General features: G+C 57.1%; 12 protein-coding genes. 1 reads left to right on the forward strand and 11 read right to left on the reverse strand.

What is annotated here, in order from left to right:
- Window positions 1-43: 43 nt before the first annotated feature.
- The 6 genes from J2I48_RS00425 to J2I48_RS00450 all read right to left on the reverse strand — a co-directional run bounded on the left by J2I48_RS00425 (window position 44) and on the right by J2I48_RS00450 (window position 6,196).
- Entirely contained in the window at window positions 44-1,162 is a 1,119-nt protein-coding gene (locus J2I48_RS00425) for a trans-sulfuration enzyme family protein (RefSeq protein ID WP_207333406.1), read from the reverse strand.
- Window positions 1,163-1,259: 97 nt separating this feature from the next.
- Window positions 1,260-1,889, reverse strand: coding sequence for a YceI family protein (locus tag J2I48_RS00430; RefSeq protein WP_207333407.1), 630 nt, complete (start codon window positions 1,887-1,889; stop codon window positions 1,260-1,262).
- Window positions 1,890-1,937: 48 nt separating this feature from the next.
- The gene (locus tag J2I48_RS00435; protein ID WP_207333408.1) at window positions 1,938-2,402 is read right to left on the reverse strand and encodes a MarR family winged helix-turn-helix transcriptional regulator; all 465 of its coding nucleotides are present in this window, start codon (window positions 2,400-2,402) and stop codon (window positions 1,938-1,940) included.
- A 270-nt stretch (window positions 2,403-2,672) separates the two neighbouring features.
- A complete protein-coding gene (locus tag J2I48_RS00440; protein WP_207333409.1) occupies window positions 2,673-4,643 on the reverse strand; it encodes a hypothetical protein in 1,971 nt (656 codons plus the stop codon).
- A gap of 99 nt (window positions 4,644-4,742) precedes the next feature.
- Entirely contained in the window at window positions 4,743-5,258 is a 516-nt protein-coding gene (locus J2I48_RS00445; RefSeq protein WP_207333410.1) for a GNAT family N-acetyltransferase, read from the reverse strand.
- Window positions 5,255-6,196 carry a sugar phosphate isomerase/epimerase family protein gene (locus J2I48_RS00450; protein ID WP_207333411.1) on the reverse strand — a complete coding sequence of 314 codons (942 nt, stop codon included), beginning with the start codon at window positions 6,194-6,196 and terminating at the stop codon, window positions 5,255-5,257. The genes J2I48_RS00445 and J2I48_RS00450 overlap by 4 nt, the downstream gene beginning before the upstream one ends.
- A gap of 273 nt (window positions 6,197-6,469) precedes the next feature.
- Between J2I48_RS00450 and J2I48_RS00455 the strand changes: the two genes are divergently transcribed.
- A complete protein-coding gene (locus tag J2I48_RS00455; RefSeq protein ID WP_207333412.1) occupies window positions 6,470-7,084 on the forward strand; it encodes a deoxynucleoside kinase in 615 nt (204 codons plus the stop codon).
- 27 nt (window positions 7,085-7,111) lie between these two features.
- On the opposite strand, the gene J2I48_RS00460 is transcribed toward J2I48_RS00455, so the two are convergent.
- From J2I48_RS00460 to J2I48_RS00480, 5 genes are all read right to left on the reverse strand, one after another.
- On the reverse strand, window positions 7,112-7,732 hold the full coding sequence (locus tag J2I48_RS00460; RefSeq protein ID WP_207333413.1) for an RNA-binding domain-containing protein: 621 nt from the start codon (window positions 7,730-7,732) through the stop codon (window positions 7,112-7,114).
- A complete protein-coding gene (locus J2I48_RS00465; protein ID WP_207333414.1) occupies window positions 7,729-8,652 on the reverse strand; it encodes an EamA family transporter in 924 nt (307 codons plus the stop codon). Before J2I48_RS00465 ends, J2I48_RS00460 begins: the two co-directional genes overlap by 4 nt.
- 94 nt (window positions 8,653-8,746) lie before the next feature.
- Window positions 8,747-11,059: a T9SS type A sorting domain-containing protein gene (locus J2I48_RS00470; RefSeq protein WP_207333415.1), complete on the reverse strand. Its 2,313-nt coding sequence runs from the start codon at window positions 11,057-11,059 to the stop codon at window positions 8,747-8,749.
- A 49-nt stretch (window positions 11,060-11,108) separates the two neighbouring features.
- Window positions 11,109-13,463 (reverse strand): glycoside hydrolase family 20 protein, encoded by a 2,355-nt coding sequence (locus tag J2I48_RS00475; RefSeq protein ID WP_207333416.1) that lies wholly within the window; start codon window positions 13,461-13,463, stop codon window positions 11,109-11,111.
- A 73-nt stretch (window positions 13,464-13,536) separates the two neighbouring features.
- Window positions 13,537-16,971 (reverse strand): pyruvate carboxylase, encoded by a 3,435-nt coding sequence (locus J2I48_RS00480; protein WP_207333417.1) that lies wholly within the window; start codon window positions 16,969-16,971, stop codon window positions 13,537-13,539.
- Window positions 16,972-17,156: the final 185 nt, after the last annotated feature.

Below are 17,156 nucleotides of genomic sequence, written 5' to 3' on the forward strand. Positions count from 1 at the left end.
AAGCAACAAATCGTACATCGTACATCGTAATTCGTAAATCCTTTCACTCCAGCGCCCTTTTCAGATCAAAAATCAAATCGTCGGCGTGTTCCAGGCCTATAGACATACGAAGGAGATTGGGGGGCGTGGCGCTGTTAGGGCCTTCTACGCTGGCGCGGTGTTCAATCAGGCTTTCTACGCCGCCGAGGCTGGTGGCGCGGGTGAAAATCTGCAACTTCGCCGCTACGCGTATGGCATCGTCGGCACCGCCGCGAATTTGTACCGAGAGCATGGCACCGTAGCCGGTCATCTGTTTTTTGGCCAGTTCGTGGCCGGAGTCGGTGGGCAGGCCGGGGTAATGAACGGCCTCCACGTGCGGATGTTGCGACAGAAACTCGGCTACTTTGCCCGCCGTCTCAGATTGCATCCGTACCCGCGCCGCCAGCGTTTTAATGCCCCGCAACACCAGCCAGCACTCGAACGGCGAAGGCACTGCCCCCCCCACCGACTGCAACCGCCGGATGCGCTGATACAGCTTGCTATCTTCTTTGAACACCAGCGCCCCCCCCAGTACGTCGGAATGGCCACCGAAGTATTTGGTAGTGGCGTGCATGACCACGTCGCAGCCCAGATCGAGGGGGCGTTGCAGAATGGGCGTGGCCCAGGTGTTGTCGCATACGCAAACGGCATTGCCCGCGTGAGCAATTTCGGCAAGCGCCTGAATGTCAACGATTTTGAGGAGCGGATTCGACGGTGTTTCGACCCAGACCACCCGTGTGTTGTCGTGCATGGCGGCCTGCACAGCGGCCAGATCGGTCATGTCGACGCGGGTATAGGTAAGACCCCAGGGATGCATTAGTTCTTCCAGCAGGGCCGGGGTGCCGTAGTAGGCATCGGTGGGAATGAGCACATGGTCGCCGGGGGCGAGGGCCAGAAACAGGTTCATGGTGGCGGCCTGCCCCGACGCGTAGGCTACTGAAGCAAAACCACCCTCCAGGGCCGTCAGGCTGCGTTCCAGCGAATCGCGGTTGGGGTTGGCGTTGCGGGCATAGAGATAGCCGTGCTTAAACGACCCGTCGGCATCGCGCTCGAAGGTAGTAGAGAGGTAGATGGGTGGCGCCAGCGCACCCGCGTTGCGGTCGTAGTAGTGCGTGGAAAGTAGCGCAACGGTTTCAGGTTTCATCAGAAGCGTGATTTGGAGGACGAAGTAACAAAAAAGCCCCGACGTTGGCCGAGGCTTTTCAGTAAACCTATCAGGTCTACAAGATCTTATAGGTTTATTACTTCGTAGCTACCAGCTTCATCTCGACTGTGAAATCGTCGTGGATGGCTTTGTCGCCGATGCTTTCGAAGAATGATTTCGAGCCGTAGCGGATGTCGAATTTCGTACGGTCAATTGTGGCTTTTCCATCGGCAGAGATACCAGCGGGGGTCACCTTTACCGTGGCGGGGAAGGTGATGGCGTTGGTGATGCCTTTGATGGTCATGTTGCCCGTCACGTCATACTGATCACCGCCCTTGGGGGTCACTTTCGTGATTTTAAAGGTAGAAGTAGGGTGTTTGGCGGTACTGAAGAAATCATCTGACTTCAGGTGACCAATCAGTTTGGCATTGTACGTAGCATCGGCAATGTCGGTGTCGGTGATGCTGTTCATGTCGAAGGTAAATTCGCCTCCGGTCACTTTGTTGCCATCTACAACAAATGCCCCGTCTTTTACTTTAATGTTACCCGAGTGTTCGCCAGTCACTTTTTTACCATTCCACAGCATCGTGCTTTTGGCGGCATCTACTTTATACGTTACGGCTTTGGCAGCAGCGGCTGTTGTGGCTACTTTTTTACCGGGGCCAGCCACGGCCGCCGTGGTTAGCGTAGCGGCGGTTAAGCCCGCCAGAATCAGGTTGAACTTCATTGGATAATCTTGTTTATAGTGAGAGAAATGTACGCGTACTTAAAAGAATTAATCGTCGGTGGCCCGGCTTCTGAAATCGTTGATCAACTCATTCAACTGGTCGGCGTTAGGGGCGGTATACCCATCGAACTGCCGTTCCCACGCTTCCTGTGCTGCATCAATCTGCTTCAGTAACGCCAGCCCTTTGTCGGTAATCACCACGTCGACGGCGCGGCGGTCACTGGGGCACTCGTTGCGCAGTACCAGCTTCTTGCCCACCAGTTTATCTACCAACCGCGAGGCATTCGACATTTTGTCGAGCATCCGTTCAGTGATGTCATTGATCTTCACCGGTTTGGGGTGCTGGCCTCGCAGAATCCGCAGCACGTTGTACTGTGGCAACGTCACATCAAATGGCTTCAGTAACCGCATCTGACTGTCACACAGCCAGTTATTGGTAAACATCAGGTTCACAAGAAGCCTGTGCAGGGGCGACCGGAAGGTCTCCTGTTTAATCTCATCTTCAATTCTCATGGTAGTCGACAACACGTTAAAAAGAGGTTATGAAAAAATACGGTGGTAACTAGTGTCTTTACGTCTATTTCGGGCTAAACGTTGCAGACGGCCTCAAATTCGTGTAAATCGTCCTGCATAAAACGGTGATGATGCAAATATAATGTACATACATTTAATACAAGCGTAATGGAAAAAAATAAGTTCAAGTTGGTCAGTAGTCATTGGTCATTCGCTGCGCTGTCAGGCAAATGACCATTGACTGACAGCGCAGCGAATGACCAATGACCATCACTGAAACGTAATGACCTGCGGTGAGTTAATATCGAAGTCGCGGAAGCGCAGCACTGGAACTCCTTCAAAGGTGGTGCGGAAGGGGGTAGCATTGTCGGGCAGGTTAGGGTAGTAGGCCAGCCGGATCTGGATACTGTTGAAGGTCAGGTGTTCATTACGAAGCCGGAATCCGATGCCGTACCCTTGGTACAGCGGCCCGCTCAGCAGCGAATTGGGCGGAAACGACACCATCCCTAAGTTGGCAAATGTGATAAAGGCCACCCTAAACCCCAGCACGTTGATGCGCGAGAAGAGAAGGTTTTCGTAGTTAATCAGCAAACGTTTGGTGCCAATGAGCGCGTCGCTGTTCACGCCGAAGCTCCGGTCGCCGTTGAGGTACACATACTCGTTATTGAACCGGTCGCTACCCAGGGTAATGTTAGTATTGAAGAAATGGCGCATCTGCCCCCAGCCTGTTTTGTGCAGGGGGCTGAAGTAGTTGCTGATCAGCGAAAAGATGGCCTGCTGCCGCCCGGTTTGGCCAAAATAAGTGCCCAGGCTCATGAAGCCGTAGAGGTATCCCAGCTTCCGGACGTACTGCCCCCGCGACAGGTTGATACCTGTGTATACCCGCTCACCCAGCTCGGCCCGCTCGAATCCCCCCACCAGCGAAATGGTGCTACCGTAGGGAACGTCTTCGGTGCGGCCAAAGCCGTAGATGAGTACGTCGCGCACGTAGCGCCGCTGGGTGTAGCCAATACTAAAAAGGGTAGTACGCCGGTCCTGATACAACTGGTTGGTGTCGGCCCGCACTTCGGGGCGGCGGCCGTAGTTGTAGGTGCTCAGGCGGGCGGCCAGTACAATCCGGGCACGATCTTCGGGGTTACGCAGCCTGAACGGCGATGGAAACGAGCGGCCCACCCAGGTGTCGAAGTAGAAATAATTGAGCGGAAACTGCACCAGGCTATCGGGTCGTATAAGCACGCGGTTCTGAAGCCAGTACTGCCCCAACTCCACCTGACCAGCCCACTTGGTGTCGGGGTTGATAAACGGCCGAAACAACTTAGCCGATAAGAGTTTTTGGAAACGAAGTAGCTGAAGATCGATCTGCCCCGTCAAAAATGTTTTGCCAATGTAGGGGTTCACGTACCGCCCCAGGTACTCCAGTTTCTGGTACGGGTCGTTGCCGTCGTAGTTGATTCGGTTCACCAGTTGCTGACCCAATCCCCTGAAATTGCGCTGGTCGAGAGCCAGTTGAAACGAGTTTAGGCCACCCACACCCCCGTCGGGCAGCAGCGACCAGACATCCTGCGTGACTACATAAACGTCGACAAACTGTTTGCTGCCTGGGCGGGGAATAACCAGAATCCGCGCATCGAGAAAAATGCCGATTCGGCGAAGCAGCCGCTCGTTATCGCGCAGCACGGTAGGGTCAACGGCATCGCCCTCACCAAAGAGTAGGTACGACCGCCTGATCACACTTTCGCGAGTATTAATATGCAGCTTGTTGCCTGTCCGCTCAAGCCAGTTGGCCGCTTTGCGAGTGGTGTCGTACACGCTGGCCCCAAATACACCCAGTCGCTGAATGTAAATTTTGCCAATAATGCGCCCCCTGAATGGCACGAAGGGATTCACTTCAATCTGGGCCACTTCGCCCGTGACCTGACTGTTATACACGTCCCGAAAAAGCAGATCATAAAGCTGGTGGGTGAGGCGGTGCTTATACATACGCCGTTTCAGCGAGGTATAGAGCAGGCTGTCGTTCACGTGAGCCACACTATCGGCCACGTGGGTAGCATAGGCCGTGGCCAGCGAATCGGCTGTTGACCGGCGATGGACGGTGTCTATAACGGCGGGGCGGGTGGGCGGTAGGCTGTCTATTTTTTGTGCCCATATCCCGGTATGGCTACTCAGCAGGATAGTCAGAACCAGCAATGCCCAACCCAGACATCGGCGGTAATGACGCAGCACAAAAACGATTACAGACATGTATGGCTAATTAGGCGCAGCAACGTATAAACCAACTTAGTTATGGCTTAGACGAAGAAGATACGCAAAAGGTTTAGTTGCGGGTTGCGATGAATCGGATCAGACCGCCCGACTCATCCAGATGTCGCGCTGGCGTTCGCCGCCAAACGGGAATACATGCCAGCCAAAAGGAGTAAAGCCCTGCTTCCGGTAGAAGGCCTGCGCCACGGCATTGTGCTCCCACACGCCCAGGTAAACGGCCTTGTGCCCCTGACTACGGGCATAGTCGAGGCAAAATTGCATGAGTTGCTTTCCGTAGCCATGCCCTATGTGCTGCTCTAACAAATAGATCCGTACAAGTTCGAGCGCATTCCGTTCAGCCAGGCGGCGCGGCGGGGCATGGCGACGCAGTTTCAGGAAGCCCATGGCCTCACCCGCTTCGTTTTCGGCTAGCCAGAACGAGGCCCGGCGGTCGGCGAACTCCTGGGCGTAAACGGCGGTGGTGACGTGTTCGTCAATAAAGCCGTCGATGGGGTTGCCGGGGTATTTGTCTTGGCTGAATGCCTCGGCATAACAACGCCGGGCCAGGGCCACCAGCGGAAGTAGGTCGGCCAAGGTAGCGCGGCGGATGGTCATTGGCCAAACACGGTTTTGGCCACGGTCAGGTCCTGCCGGTGGGCGGCCACGGCGTCGAGGGTGTTGGGCGAACCCGTTTCCAAGCATTGCTCCATCACGATCTGAGGATTGGCTTTGGCCGCTCTCACCGCCGCCAGCAGACGCGGGTAGTCGATGTCGCCGGTGGGGGTAAACGTCTCCGACCAGATGCCGTTTTGCGACTGCCGGACGTGGATTTCGGCAATGCGCGGGCCGTAGAGCTTCACCACGTCGAAGAGGGCGATCTGCGAGTTTTCCGAGCCGCGATACACCCAATGGGCATCCAGGCAGAGCTTTACGTGGTTGGGGTTGCTGCCCACCATCATGTGGTGAAACTCGCGGGCGGCGGCGCGGTGTTCGGGCGCGTGGGTGTGGTAGGCCAGGGTCATGCCGCGCTTTTGCAGTTCGGCCCCCAGCCGGTCCAGGTTGCGCAGTTGCTCGGCCAGTTGGTCGTCGGACTTGTTTTCGGGCGATCCCCACTTGATGGGGTCGGGGTTGGTGACAATGATGCGGGTGCCCAATGGTTTGGCGGCGTCGGCAATGGCGAGGGCTGTGGCAATGGAGGCATCCGCTTTTTCGCGAATATGCAACAGGCTGTTTACGTACAACGACGGCATGGCGAGAGCATACTTTTTCAGCAGCGGGCTTAGGCCCTGCACATCTTTCAGGCTGGAAACACCGGGTTCATAGGCCGTAAAACCCGAACTGGCAAAGGCCTTCAGCGAGGCGTCGGGGTCGGCCATCCACTGCTTTTTTTCCCGGCCGTAGAACGTGAGCCAGGTGTATGAATTGCAGGAAATTAGTTGATTGCCAGTTGGTTGTGGCTTGATTTTGTCCGCCAAAAGTTTGGTAGTAGGCAACGTAGCCACAGCTGATGTAGCCGCTATAGAGGCTAGGAATTGACGACGTGACGTGGGCATAGGTTTGTGAATAGTAGGGGCAGTGCTTCTTCCGCCCGAATGAGTATCAGCAACATACAAAGACAAAAGATACGACCACTACTATTTTCCTGCCCCATGCATTTTTCGTTGCGAAAGCGCCCCGAAAGCAGGAGTTTTGAATTACGATAGACGATTTACGATGGACGATTTATTGCTGACGCGAGTGTAGCGCAGGCTTCAGCCTGCTTCTTCACGCGTCAGCAATAAATCGTCCATCGTAAATCGTCTATCGTAATTCAAAACTCTTCCCACATGCACATTGCGATTACCGGAAACATTGGCGCTGGCAAGACCACGCTGGCGCAACTTTTGGCCAACCACTACCACTGGGACGTGCTCTACGAAGCCGTGGAAGGCAACCCCTACCTGGCCGACTTCTACGACGACATGGCCCGATGGTCGTTTAACCTCCAGATCTATTTCCTGAACAGCCGGTTCGAGCAGGTGCGTAAAATTCGGGAGTCGGGCCGGAGCGTGGTGCAGGACCGGACCATCTACGAAGACGCCTACATCTTCGCCAAAAACCTCTACGACACGGGCAACATGAGTCCCCGCGATTACGACACCTACCGTAGCCTCTTCGACAGTATGCTGAGCCTGGTGCGCCCGCCCGACCTGATGATCTACCTCCGCGCCGACCTGCCGAAACTGACGGCCCAAATCAAAAAACGCGGTCGCGATTTCGAGCAGGCCATCAGCCCGGATTACCTCCAGAGCCTGAACCACCTCTACGAAGCCTTCGCCAGCACCTACACCAGCGGTGACCTGCTCACCATCGACGTTAATAACCTCGACTATGCCAATAACCCCGCTGATCTTCAGCACGTTATCGCTCAGATTGACAAGCAATTGGCAGTTTGTAGTTAGGGGTAGGAAGGGGTGAGCGGCTTCACCTCACCCCTTCAACGAGTACCGCCCCGGGCGGGGTTGGTCTACGAAGAGGAGCAGGCCCTGGGTGGTGAGTTCGCGGAGGAGTTTTTTGGCGCGGTAGTCCGAGATATTCACCAGTTTAGCCAGGCGTTCTACCGTGATGATGTCGTGCTTTTGTAGGTAAAGCATCAGGCTCCGCACCACCGGCGTTTGCAGTAGCTTTTTATCAACAGACTCATTATCAGCTATAAACTTCGTAGTAGGTACTGATTTGTCGCGCTGCCGGACGTAGATCTGCCACTCGCCCTGCTCGGTCAAAACGCGGTGCGGTTTTTCGTCGCTTTCGGGTACCCGCACAAGCAGCACCGTTTTTCCGTCGTGACGGCGGGTTTCGTAGCTCACCATTAGGGCCGGTTCAATCAACTCGTCGGTAGCGCGTTCCAGGGTTTCTACTTCTGCTGTTTCAGACGACACGCCAATTACTTTTTTGTCGTCGGTTACGCCAATGACCAGTGTGCCGCCGCTGGTGTTGGCAAACGCGGCCAGCGTGCGGGCAATGCGGTAGGCACTCGACAACGTCTGCTTGAATTCGAGTTGTGTGCCTTCGCTTCTGGTCAGCAGCGTTGTAAGCGACAGGTTGCTCATTTCCGGCCCAGGGTGATAAAGACAACGCCAAGCAGGGCCACCGCCGCCCCCGCCAGCGACTGCACCGAGAATACCTCACCCGCGAAGGTGATGCCCAGCAACAAGGCCACCACAGGGTTTACAAACGCGTAAGTCGATAGCAGCGTAGGCGGTGCATTCCGGGCCAGCCACGCATAGGCCGAAAAGCCAATGATAGAGCCGAAGATGACCAGATAAAGCATGGACCAGAGCGCTTTGGGTGGTGCCGACAGAATGCTCCAGGGCGTGACGGGTTCCAGCACCAGGCTGATTATGAAAAGGATAGCACCACCACACAGCATCTGCATACCACTGGCCAGCGTTTGGTGAGGTTGCGACAGGCGCGGGGTGAGCAGGGTGCCAATGGCCCATGAAAAATTGCCCAGCGCCACCAGTCCCGTACCAACCAGGTTGGCATGAAGGCCCCCCGCGCTCACCAGTTTTTCGGGTGCAATAAGCAGGTAAATGCCCACCAGCCCCAGCACCAGGCCAATGCCAGCCAACACCGACGGTCGTTTTTTGCCAAATGATACCCAGTTAAGCAGCAACAAATAGATAGGCAACAGTCCCCCCAGCAACGCCGCCATGCCCGACGGGATGTACTGAATGGCCATGGTGAGACAGCCATTAGCCACTGTCAGCAGCAGAAAGCCGATAATGGCCGTGCTGCCCCATTCGGCCCGCGTGGCCCGCGCCGTGCCCATCAGCCGCGCCGCGCTATACAGGATACCCCCCGCCACAATGTACCGCACCGACGCCATGTACAGCGGCGGCATCTGTTCGGTCATGAAGTGGATGAAGAGGTAGGTAGACCCCCACAAAATATACACCGCCCCCAGCGCCGACCATAAGCGGGTACGATTGAGCGGCGGAGAAACGGAAGGCGGAAGCGTTGGGGACATAAACGTTGGGGGATTTACGATGTACGAATTACGAGCGGTCCGCAGCGGCTAGGCGCCCCCGGCGGACCGCTCGTAATTCGTACATCGTAAATCATTACTGTCTTATTACCTTTTGAGTAATCGTCTGATCGCCGATTTGAATCCTGACGACGTACATTCCTGCCTGATCGAGTTGGAAGGTGAGTCGCTGCGGGGTGGGGGCGGGGGCTAGTTTTCGGTTGGCCACGCGGGCACCCCGGGCGTCGAAAATGTCGATTTGGGCGGCATGGATGCCCGTTGGGGCTAGTGCTACCCAGATTTGGCCAGTGGTGGGGTTGGGGAAAACAGTAGCGAGCTGAGGGATTGGTTCGGTGGCAGTAATTTGTTGAATGAGCACCTCGCCGGTGCCTTGTACCGTGCCCGCGCCGCAGGCCCCGCTTACGCTGGTTAGCCGGATGGTGCCGGGCTGAGTGGCGGGCAGCGTGACAAGGGCCGGGCTGGTGGTGGCCGAAAAAGACGTGCCGTCGGAGAAGGTGCCGCGCCAGGGGCCGGTGCCTGCCAGCGTGAGCGTGGCCGTGGTGGGCTGACCAACCAGACCGGTGCCGGGCAGGAGCGTGGCGGTGGCGGGCTGCTGCACGGTGAAGACCGCACTGGGTACTACCTCGGCCACGGGAAAGTTCTGGGGCACCACCCGCAGTCTGTAGCCCGCGCCGCCCGTCAGCGTGGCGGGCAGCGTAGCCCTAAGTGAGGCCAGCGAACCAGACCCCACCACCAGCGGCGCCGCGAAGGAGCCGCCCGCGTCAGATAGTTCCACGGTGTAGGTCAGGCCGGTTGCTTTGGTGGTGTTTTCGGGGGTGGCCGAGAGGGCAATCACCGTGCCGGGGCAGTAGGCGTTGGCGCTCAGGGCGTTGGTGGTAATGCGTGGTTTGGGCAGGGCCGTCACCTGATACTCGTCGGCAAGGCAGTTTTTGCCGTCGCTCACCCGGAACGTACCCGACTGGTTGACGGTGCGTATGGTTCGTCCCGTTTGCCCCCCCGACCAGTTGTAATCGCCTGGCCAAGAGGCGGTTAAGGTAAGCGTGTCGCCATATTCGGCTGTGATAGACTGGCGGCGGTTCACGTCTTTTACCAGCGTAAACCGGTCCTTCACGCCGCTGGGGCCTATCCATTGCCCATCGAGGCGGTTTTCGGCGGCGTCGATCACCATCGATCCCCCTTCGTCGGTATAGCTGTAGACCATGGCCTTGTGGGGGTAGTTGGGTGCCCGCCCCCCCGCTGCCCCGCCCGACCCGTTGACGATGTAGATCAGGCTGCCGTCTTTGCGCACAATGGGGCACGAATTGGCTGACCCGTCGTACCGCCCGGTGCTGGTGTCGGTGGTCATGGTCTTCTTATTGAATGTGGTAGACAGGTCGCGGTGGTTACGAAGCTGGTAGGTACGTTCGTAGATGTGGCTATGGCCGCAAATGACCAGATCCACATTATAGCGCTCGAAAATGGGCGTTAGGCGGGCGCGGTTCAGGATCAGGTCCTGTTCGGTGTCGGAGTTGCGCGACCCCTGGGTATAAGGCGGGTGGTGGAAAATGATGACCGTCCAGGGCCGTTTTTTAGCCGAGGTATTATTAGCGATCAGGTCGCGCTTGAGCCAGTCGATCTGGGCGCTCGTAGTGTCGAAAATGCGTCCCTGACCCGGAACGTTGCCAAACGAATCGAGCGAAATCAGGTGCAGCGGGCCATAATCGGCGGAGTAGTAAGAGCTTGATTTTGAGGGTACTCCCCCCGATTCACCGTTGGTGGGCAGGGTCGTCAAAGCAAAATAGGGCACGTTGAAATCGTTGACGTCGTCGTGGTAATCGTGGTTGCCGGGCGTGGGAAAGAAAGGCAGGCTGCGAAGGTAGTCGGGGTAATAGTTGAACACATTGCGCTGGTATTCGTCGTCATTTCCGTTAGAATACGCATTATCGCCAAGCCACAACCACAGGTCGGCGGGCTGATTTTTGGTAGCGGCTTTGTACGACGAATACGCTTGATCCTGCCGCGTGCCAATGGCCCCAAAATCGCCCAGCACCCACACCCGCACCGGCGCGTTGGACCCAAATGCCGGGGCCGTTTTGAACGCATACGCCGCATCGTTGGCGGGCGACAAATCAGCTCTGGTCGTGCCCACAGCATACATGTAGCGCGTGCCGGGTTGCAGGCCGTTTAATACTACAACGTGTTCCGTAGTCTGCTGATTGTCAGTGACTTGCCCAGACAGATTGGCTCCGTAGCGCACCCGGCTGTCGGTAGGCACGTCGGTGCGCCAGCGAACGGTAATGCCTGTGGGGGTAACGCGCTGAAGATACGGCCCCCGCGTAATGGTCTGCGCAACGCTACAAAACGGAGTGGCCCCAAGCAGGGAAAGCAAAAGCAGTAGTCGTGAAGACATACGAAGCAAGAGATGGGTTGTGCCACAAAGGTAGGGGACGCAGCCTTGCCTATTCCACGATTACTTCGTCTATGGCCAACGCGGCAGGTTTTCCCGTCACCCGGTCCAGGCCGGGTCCGGCGGGCACGGTGCCGTAGTTTTTCACCGTCACCCGCACAAACCGGGCGCGGGCGGTTTTGAAATCGGCCACTACCGGCAAAATACGCCACGGTCCTTCCAGCGGTTCGTTGATGGGCTGCGCAATGGCTTCTTTGAACGAGTCACCCTCTTTCGAAAGCGAAACCTCCACCGATTTGGGGGGCATCACGCCAAACAGCACTTTCTTCAAAAATGTGGCCGACACTTTCGTTACGGGCTTTATCTCGCCCAAGTCAATGGTTAGTTCCAGGTCGTTGCCGCCCCCCACCTGCACCCAGGGGCGGTCGTCGCGGGGGGAGGTGGCCACCTGCCCGTCGGTGAGTTTTTTGCGCAGTTCGTCGGTAAACTCTGCGGCCTTGGTGGCGTAGGCGTAGGGCTTACCCTTGGCGCGGTGGATGTAGAACGTTTCGGCAAACGCCTTGTCCGAACCCGGCACCGTAATGGCGTGGATGGTGGTGGTTTTGCTGAGCGAAATCGGGGCTACGTATTCCGTAGAGGCCGTAGTGGCGGGTTTGCCGTTGGTGGTAAAATAAATTTTGCTGTCGGAGTCGAGCTTGCTGAGCCGGACCTGCAACTGTCGGGCTGCCCCGCCCTCTTCACCCGTAAACTGCGTCTCGGCCCGCACGTCGAGCAGGCGTTTGGCGTAGTTGACCTTTAGCTGATCGAGGCGGCGGAGGTGCGTTTTCAGGCGGGCGGCAAAGTCTTCGAAATTCTTTGGTCCCTGCGGCACCCAGCCCACCTCGGCCAGCGCCGACGCACGGGGAAACACCATGTACTCGACGGCCTCAGGCGTGGCAATGTATTCGGTCCAGAGGTTGCCCTGTAAGCCGGTGATGTAGGGCTTCTCGGCGGGCGTAAGCTCGTCAGGAACAGGCTCATAGCCGTACACTTTCTCGATGGGCAGGTAGCCGCCAATGGCCAGGGGTTCGGTGGCGGGATCGGCCTGATACTTGTCGAGGTAGCAGAATGCGCCAGGGGTCATGATCACGTTGTGCTTCTGTTTGGCCGCTTCAATGCCGCCCTTGATACCCCGCCAACTCATGACTGTGGCGTTGGGTGCCAGGCCCCCCTCCAGGATCTCATCCCAGCCAATAATGGCCCGTCCCTTGCTGTTAACGAACTTTTCGATGCGCCGGACGAAATAGCTCTGCAACTCGTTTTCGTCTTTCAGTTTCAGTTTTTTGATCAGGTCCTGGCAAAAGGCGCTCTTTTTCCAGGCGTCTTTGGGGCACTCGTCGCCACCGATGTGGATGTATTTGCCGGGGAAGAGCACCATCACTTCCGAGAGCACATCCTGCAAGAAGCCGAAAGTCTTGTCGGTCGGGCAAAACACGTCGCTGAAGACTCCCCAGCGGGTGGCCAGGGCGTAGGCTTTGGCCGGTTCGCAGCCCAGTTCGGGGTAGGCCGTGAGGGCGGCAAGGGCATGGCCGGGCAGTTCAATTTCGGGCACAATGGTCACGTGCCGGGCGGCGGCGTAGCGCACCACGTCTTTGATCTGCTCCTGCGTATAGTAGCCGTCGGTGGGTTTGCCGTCGTACTGCTGCGGGTAGTTTTCGGCGTAATGGCCAATGATGGTTTCGGGCCGTTTGGCCCCCACCTGCGTCAGTTTGGGGTATTTTTTGATCTCGATCCGCCAGCCCTGATCGTCGGTGAGGTGCCAGTGGAAGGTGTTCATCTTGTGCAAGGCCAGCAGGTCGATGGTTTTTTTGACGAACGACACCGGCATGAAATGGCGGCACACGTCGAGCATCAGGCCACGGTAGGCAAAGCGGGGCCGGTCCAGGATGTCGCAGGCGGGCATCGACCAGTTGGCTGCGGGCGCGGCGGTGGTGCCATATACTTCGGTGGGCAGCAGTTGCAGCAGCGTCTGCACGGCGTAGAAATAGCCTTTGGGGGTTTCGGCTTCCACCCGCACGCCGTCGGGCGAAACGCGCAGCACGTACCCCTCCGGCCCGCACCGGCCCGCCGTATGCCTGTCGAACACGATGGCCTTCGTTTTCAGCAACGCCGCACTAGCCGGGGCTATGCTGATGGGTAGTCCGCTAGTTGTCTTCAGCTGACCAACAAGCAGTTGCGCCGCTGCGGTCTGGGCGGGGTCCTTGCCCGTGGTCAGGATTTTGGTAGTCCCCGTTAGCACAAACCGCCCCGCCCCACCCGAAAATTTGGCTGGGAACGGGATAATGTTGTAGTCGTTTTCAGTGGTTTGGGCAAGGACGTTGGTGAGGCTTGAGAACAGCAGTAGACCGACGAGAAGGGTACGAAGCATGAGGGGGTAGGAGTGAAAAACGGGTAAGCTTCTGGATGAAGACGTGACATGTTACCAACCGCCAAATATAAAGCTACCCGATTTCAATGACCCAATCGTCCTGCTCAACGGTGGTGTTTTCTTTGAGGAGGACCTGTTTGACGGTGCCGGGCTGCTGGGCGGCTACGATGCTTTCCATCTTCATGGCCTCGATCACAAACAGGGGCTGATTCTTCTTCACCACGTCGCCGGGCTTCACCATGATTTTGGTTAAACGGCCCTGTAATGGTGCCCCCACGTCGCCGGGCTTGCCGATTTTCTGATTGCGCGCTTTCTCTACTTTCAGGGCTTTGTCACGCACACGTACCTGCCGGCTTTGGCCGTTCAGTTCAAACGTGATCGTGCGCATGCCGTACTCGTCGGCTTCGGCCATGAAGAGCAGGCGCACCAGGATGTTTTTGCCCTCGGCAATGGGCACAAGAATCTCCTCGTTGGGCTTGAGGCCGTAGAAAAACGCGGGCGTGGGAATGATGCTCACGTCGCCGTACTGCTCCACCGCCTTGTAATATTCCTCGTAGACTTTGGGGTACATTTTGTACGACAAATAGTCGAGGAAGCCGTCGCCCAGGGGGAAAGCGGCCTGAAACTGGGCCACGTCGGCGTCGAAGTCGATAGGGGCGAGGTGCTCGTTGGGGCGGCCCGTGATGGGTGCCTCGCCTTTCAACACGGCCTTCTGAATATCTTCGGGGAAACCGCCGTAGGGCTGGCCCAGAATGCCCTTCATCAGTTCCTTCACCGATTCGGGAAACGACAGCCCCTCGCCGCGCTCCAGCACATCCTCGGCCGTAAGGTTGTTGGCGGTCATAAAAATGGCCATGTCGCCCACCACTTTCGAGGAGGGCGTTACCTTCACGATGTTACCAAAGAGTTGATTGGCAACGGAATAATTCTTCTTCAGCAACTCGAACTTGTCGCCGAGGCCGGTGGCGATGGCCTGCGGTTTCAGGTTGGAATATTGCCCGCCGGGAATCTCGTTTTCGTAGACCTCCGCGCTGCCCGCCTTCATACCACTCTCGAACGGATAATAGTACTCGCGCACGTCTTCCCAATAATTGGAATACGCGTTTAGCGACGGCAGATTGACCGGGCATTCGCGCTCGTGCCCCTGCATCATGGCCACCACCGAGTTGAAGTTCGGCTGCGACGTCAGGCCCGACAACGCACCCAGCGCGCAATCGACAATATCCACGCCCGCGTCGATGGCTTTCAGATACGTGGCCGCCTGAATGCCTGCCGTGTCGTGGGTGTGCAGGTGAACCGGAATGCTGATCGCCTTTTTCAGTTCACTTACCAACAGACTGGCTTCCAGCGGCTTAAGTAAGCCCGCCATGTCTTTGATGCACAGCAGGTGTGAGCCCTCGTCTTCCAATTGACGAGCCATGTCGAGGTAATACTGGAGCGTATACTTCTCGTCGATACCGGTGTAGCAGATGGCGGCTTCGGCAATGGCGTTGGTGCGTTCACGGACGGCCCGGATGCTTACTTTCATGGCCTCGACCCAGTTGAGCGAGTCGAAAATGCGGAATACGTCGATGCCCGTTTCGGCCGATTTCTCCACGAATTTCTCGATCAGATTATCCGGATAAGCCGAGTAGCCTACGGCATTAGACCCCCGGAAAAGCATCTGCAACAGCATATTAGGCATGGCTTCGCGCAGGGCCTGTAGCCGTTTCCAGGGACTTTCGTACAAAAACCGCATCGAGACGTCGAAGGTAGCGCCGCCCCAAACTTCCATCGAAAACAGTTCAGGATGGGCCTTGGCGAAGCCTTCAGCTACGCGTTGCAAGTCCTGCGTCCGTACCCGCGTGGCGAGCAACGACTGGTGGCCGTCGCGGAAGGTGGTATCGGTGTAAAGTACTTGCTTTTGCTCCTTTACCCAGCCTGCAAAACCCTCGCGGCCCAGGTCGCTCAGGCGGTCGCGGTTGCCGTAGGGGTAGGGGCCGTATTGCTCATAGATAGGTACCACGGGTGTGCGGAACACCTTGCTGTCATCGCGTTTCTTCACCTCTGGGTTGCCGTTCACAATCACCTCGCCGAGGTAGCGCAGCACCTTCGTAGACCGGTCCTGCGGCTTGCGGAGTTTAAGCAGTTCGGGGTGGCTTTCAATAAACGACACCCGTGCCTCGCCCCGCTGAAACACGGGGTGGTCAATGACATTCATCAAAAACGGGATGTTGGTTTTCACGCCCCGAATTCGAAACTCGACCAAGGCCCGCTGCAACCGCTGCGTAGCCCCTCGCAACGTCCGCCCCCGCGCCGACACCTTCACGATCATGGAGTCGAAGTAGGGCGAGATTTTCACGCTGGGGTAGCTGCTGCCTTCGTCGAGGCGGATACCGAAACCGGCGGCGTTGCGGTAGGCGATAATGGTGCCAAAATCGGGTTTAAAGCCGTTGGCGGGGTCTTCGGTGGTGATCCGGCACTGTATGGCATAGCCGTTGAGGGGCACCTCGTCCTGGTGGTTGATGTAGATGCCGTTGTCGGAGAGTTTATAGCCCATCGCCACCAGAATCTGCGTCCGCACCAGGTCAATGCCCGTCACTTCCTCCGTAATCGTATGCTCTACCTGAATGCGTGGATTTACCTCAATGAAGTAGATGTTTTCTTCTTTGTCGACCAGAAACTCCACCGTGCCCGCGTTGCTGTAGCCCGCCGCTTTGCCAATTTTTAGCGCGTAGGCATAGAGTTGTTCGCGGGTTTCCTGTTTCAGCCCAAAGGAGGGGGCCACTTCCACCACTTTCTGGAACCGCCGCTGCACCGAACAGTCGCGTTCGTAGAGGTGAATCAGGTTACCGTGGGTGTCGCCAAGTAGCTGAACCTCAATGTGTTTGGGATTCTCTACGAACTTTTCGAGAAAGATCGTATCGTCGCCGAACGCGTTTTTGGCTTCGTTTTTGGCTTCGGTAAAGGCTTTCTCAAACTCGGCGGCTTCACGCACCACGCGCATGCCCCGTCCACCGCCGCCTGCTGCTGCTTTCACCATGACGGGAAAACCAATCCGGGCCGCTTCCTCCGCCGCAAATTCGGGCGACATGTTCTCCTCCCGCGAGTCGGGAATAAGGGGTACGCCCGCTTTGGTAGCCAGGTTTTTAGCCCGCACTTTGTCGCCCAGTGCCTCCATGGCCTCGGGCGTGGGGCCTACGAAAATGATGTTTTCCTCGCGGCAGCGGCGGGCCAGGGTTACGTTTTCGGAGAGGAAGCCGTAGCCCGGATGGATCGCGTCGATCTTTTTGCTTTTGGCCAGCAAAATAAGCCCTTCTACATCCAGATATGGCTTCAGCGGCTCATCGTCGCGCCCGATCTGATAGGCTTCGTCGGCTTTGTAGCGGTGCAGCGAATAGCGGTCTTCGTAGGTGTAGACGGCCACGGTGGTGATGCCCAGTTCGGTGGCGGCCCGCATGATACGGATGGCGATTTCGCCGCGGTTTGCCACCAGCAGGCGTTGGATGGGACGGATGTAGTCTTTCATAATTGGCAACGGAAGCTGCGTAAGGTTGTGAGACGGGCAACGACAGGGCAAAAATGTTGAAAAATAGGCAAAGCGTTTGGGTAAAACAGCCTAATAACTAGCCAATCGCCATTATTCATCCCGCAGTATTGCATTATTTCAATAAATTCGTTTGTTAAAAAAGCAGGCTTATTGTTTGTTGATTA

The sequence above is a fragment of the Fibrella aquatilis genome (assembly GCF_017353255.1).
GTDB classification, from domain to species: Bacteria; Bacteroidota; Bacteroidia; order Cytophagales; family Spirosomataceae; genus Fibrella; species Fibrella aquatilis.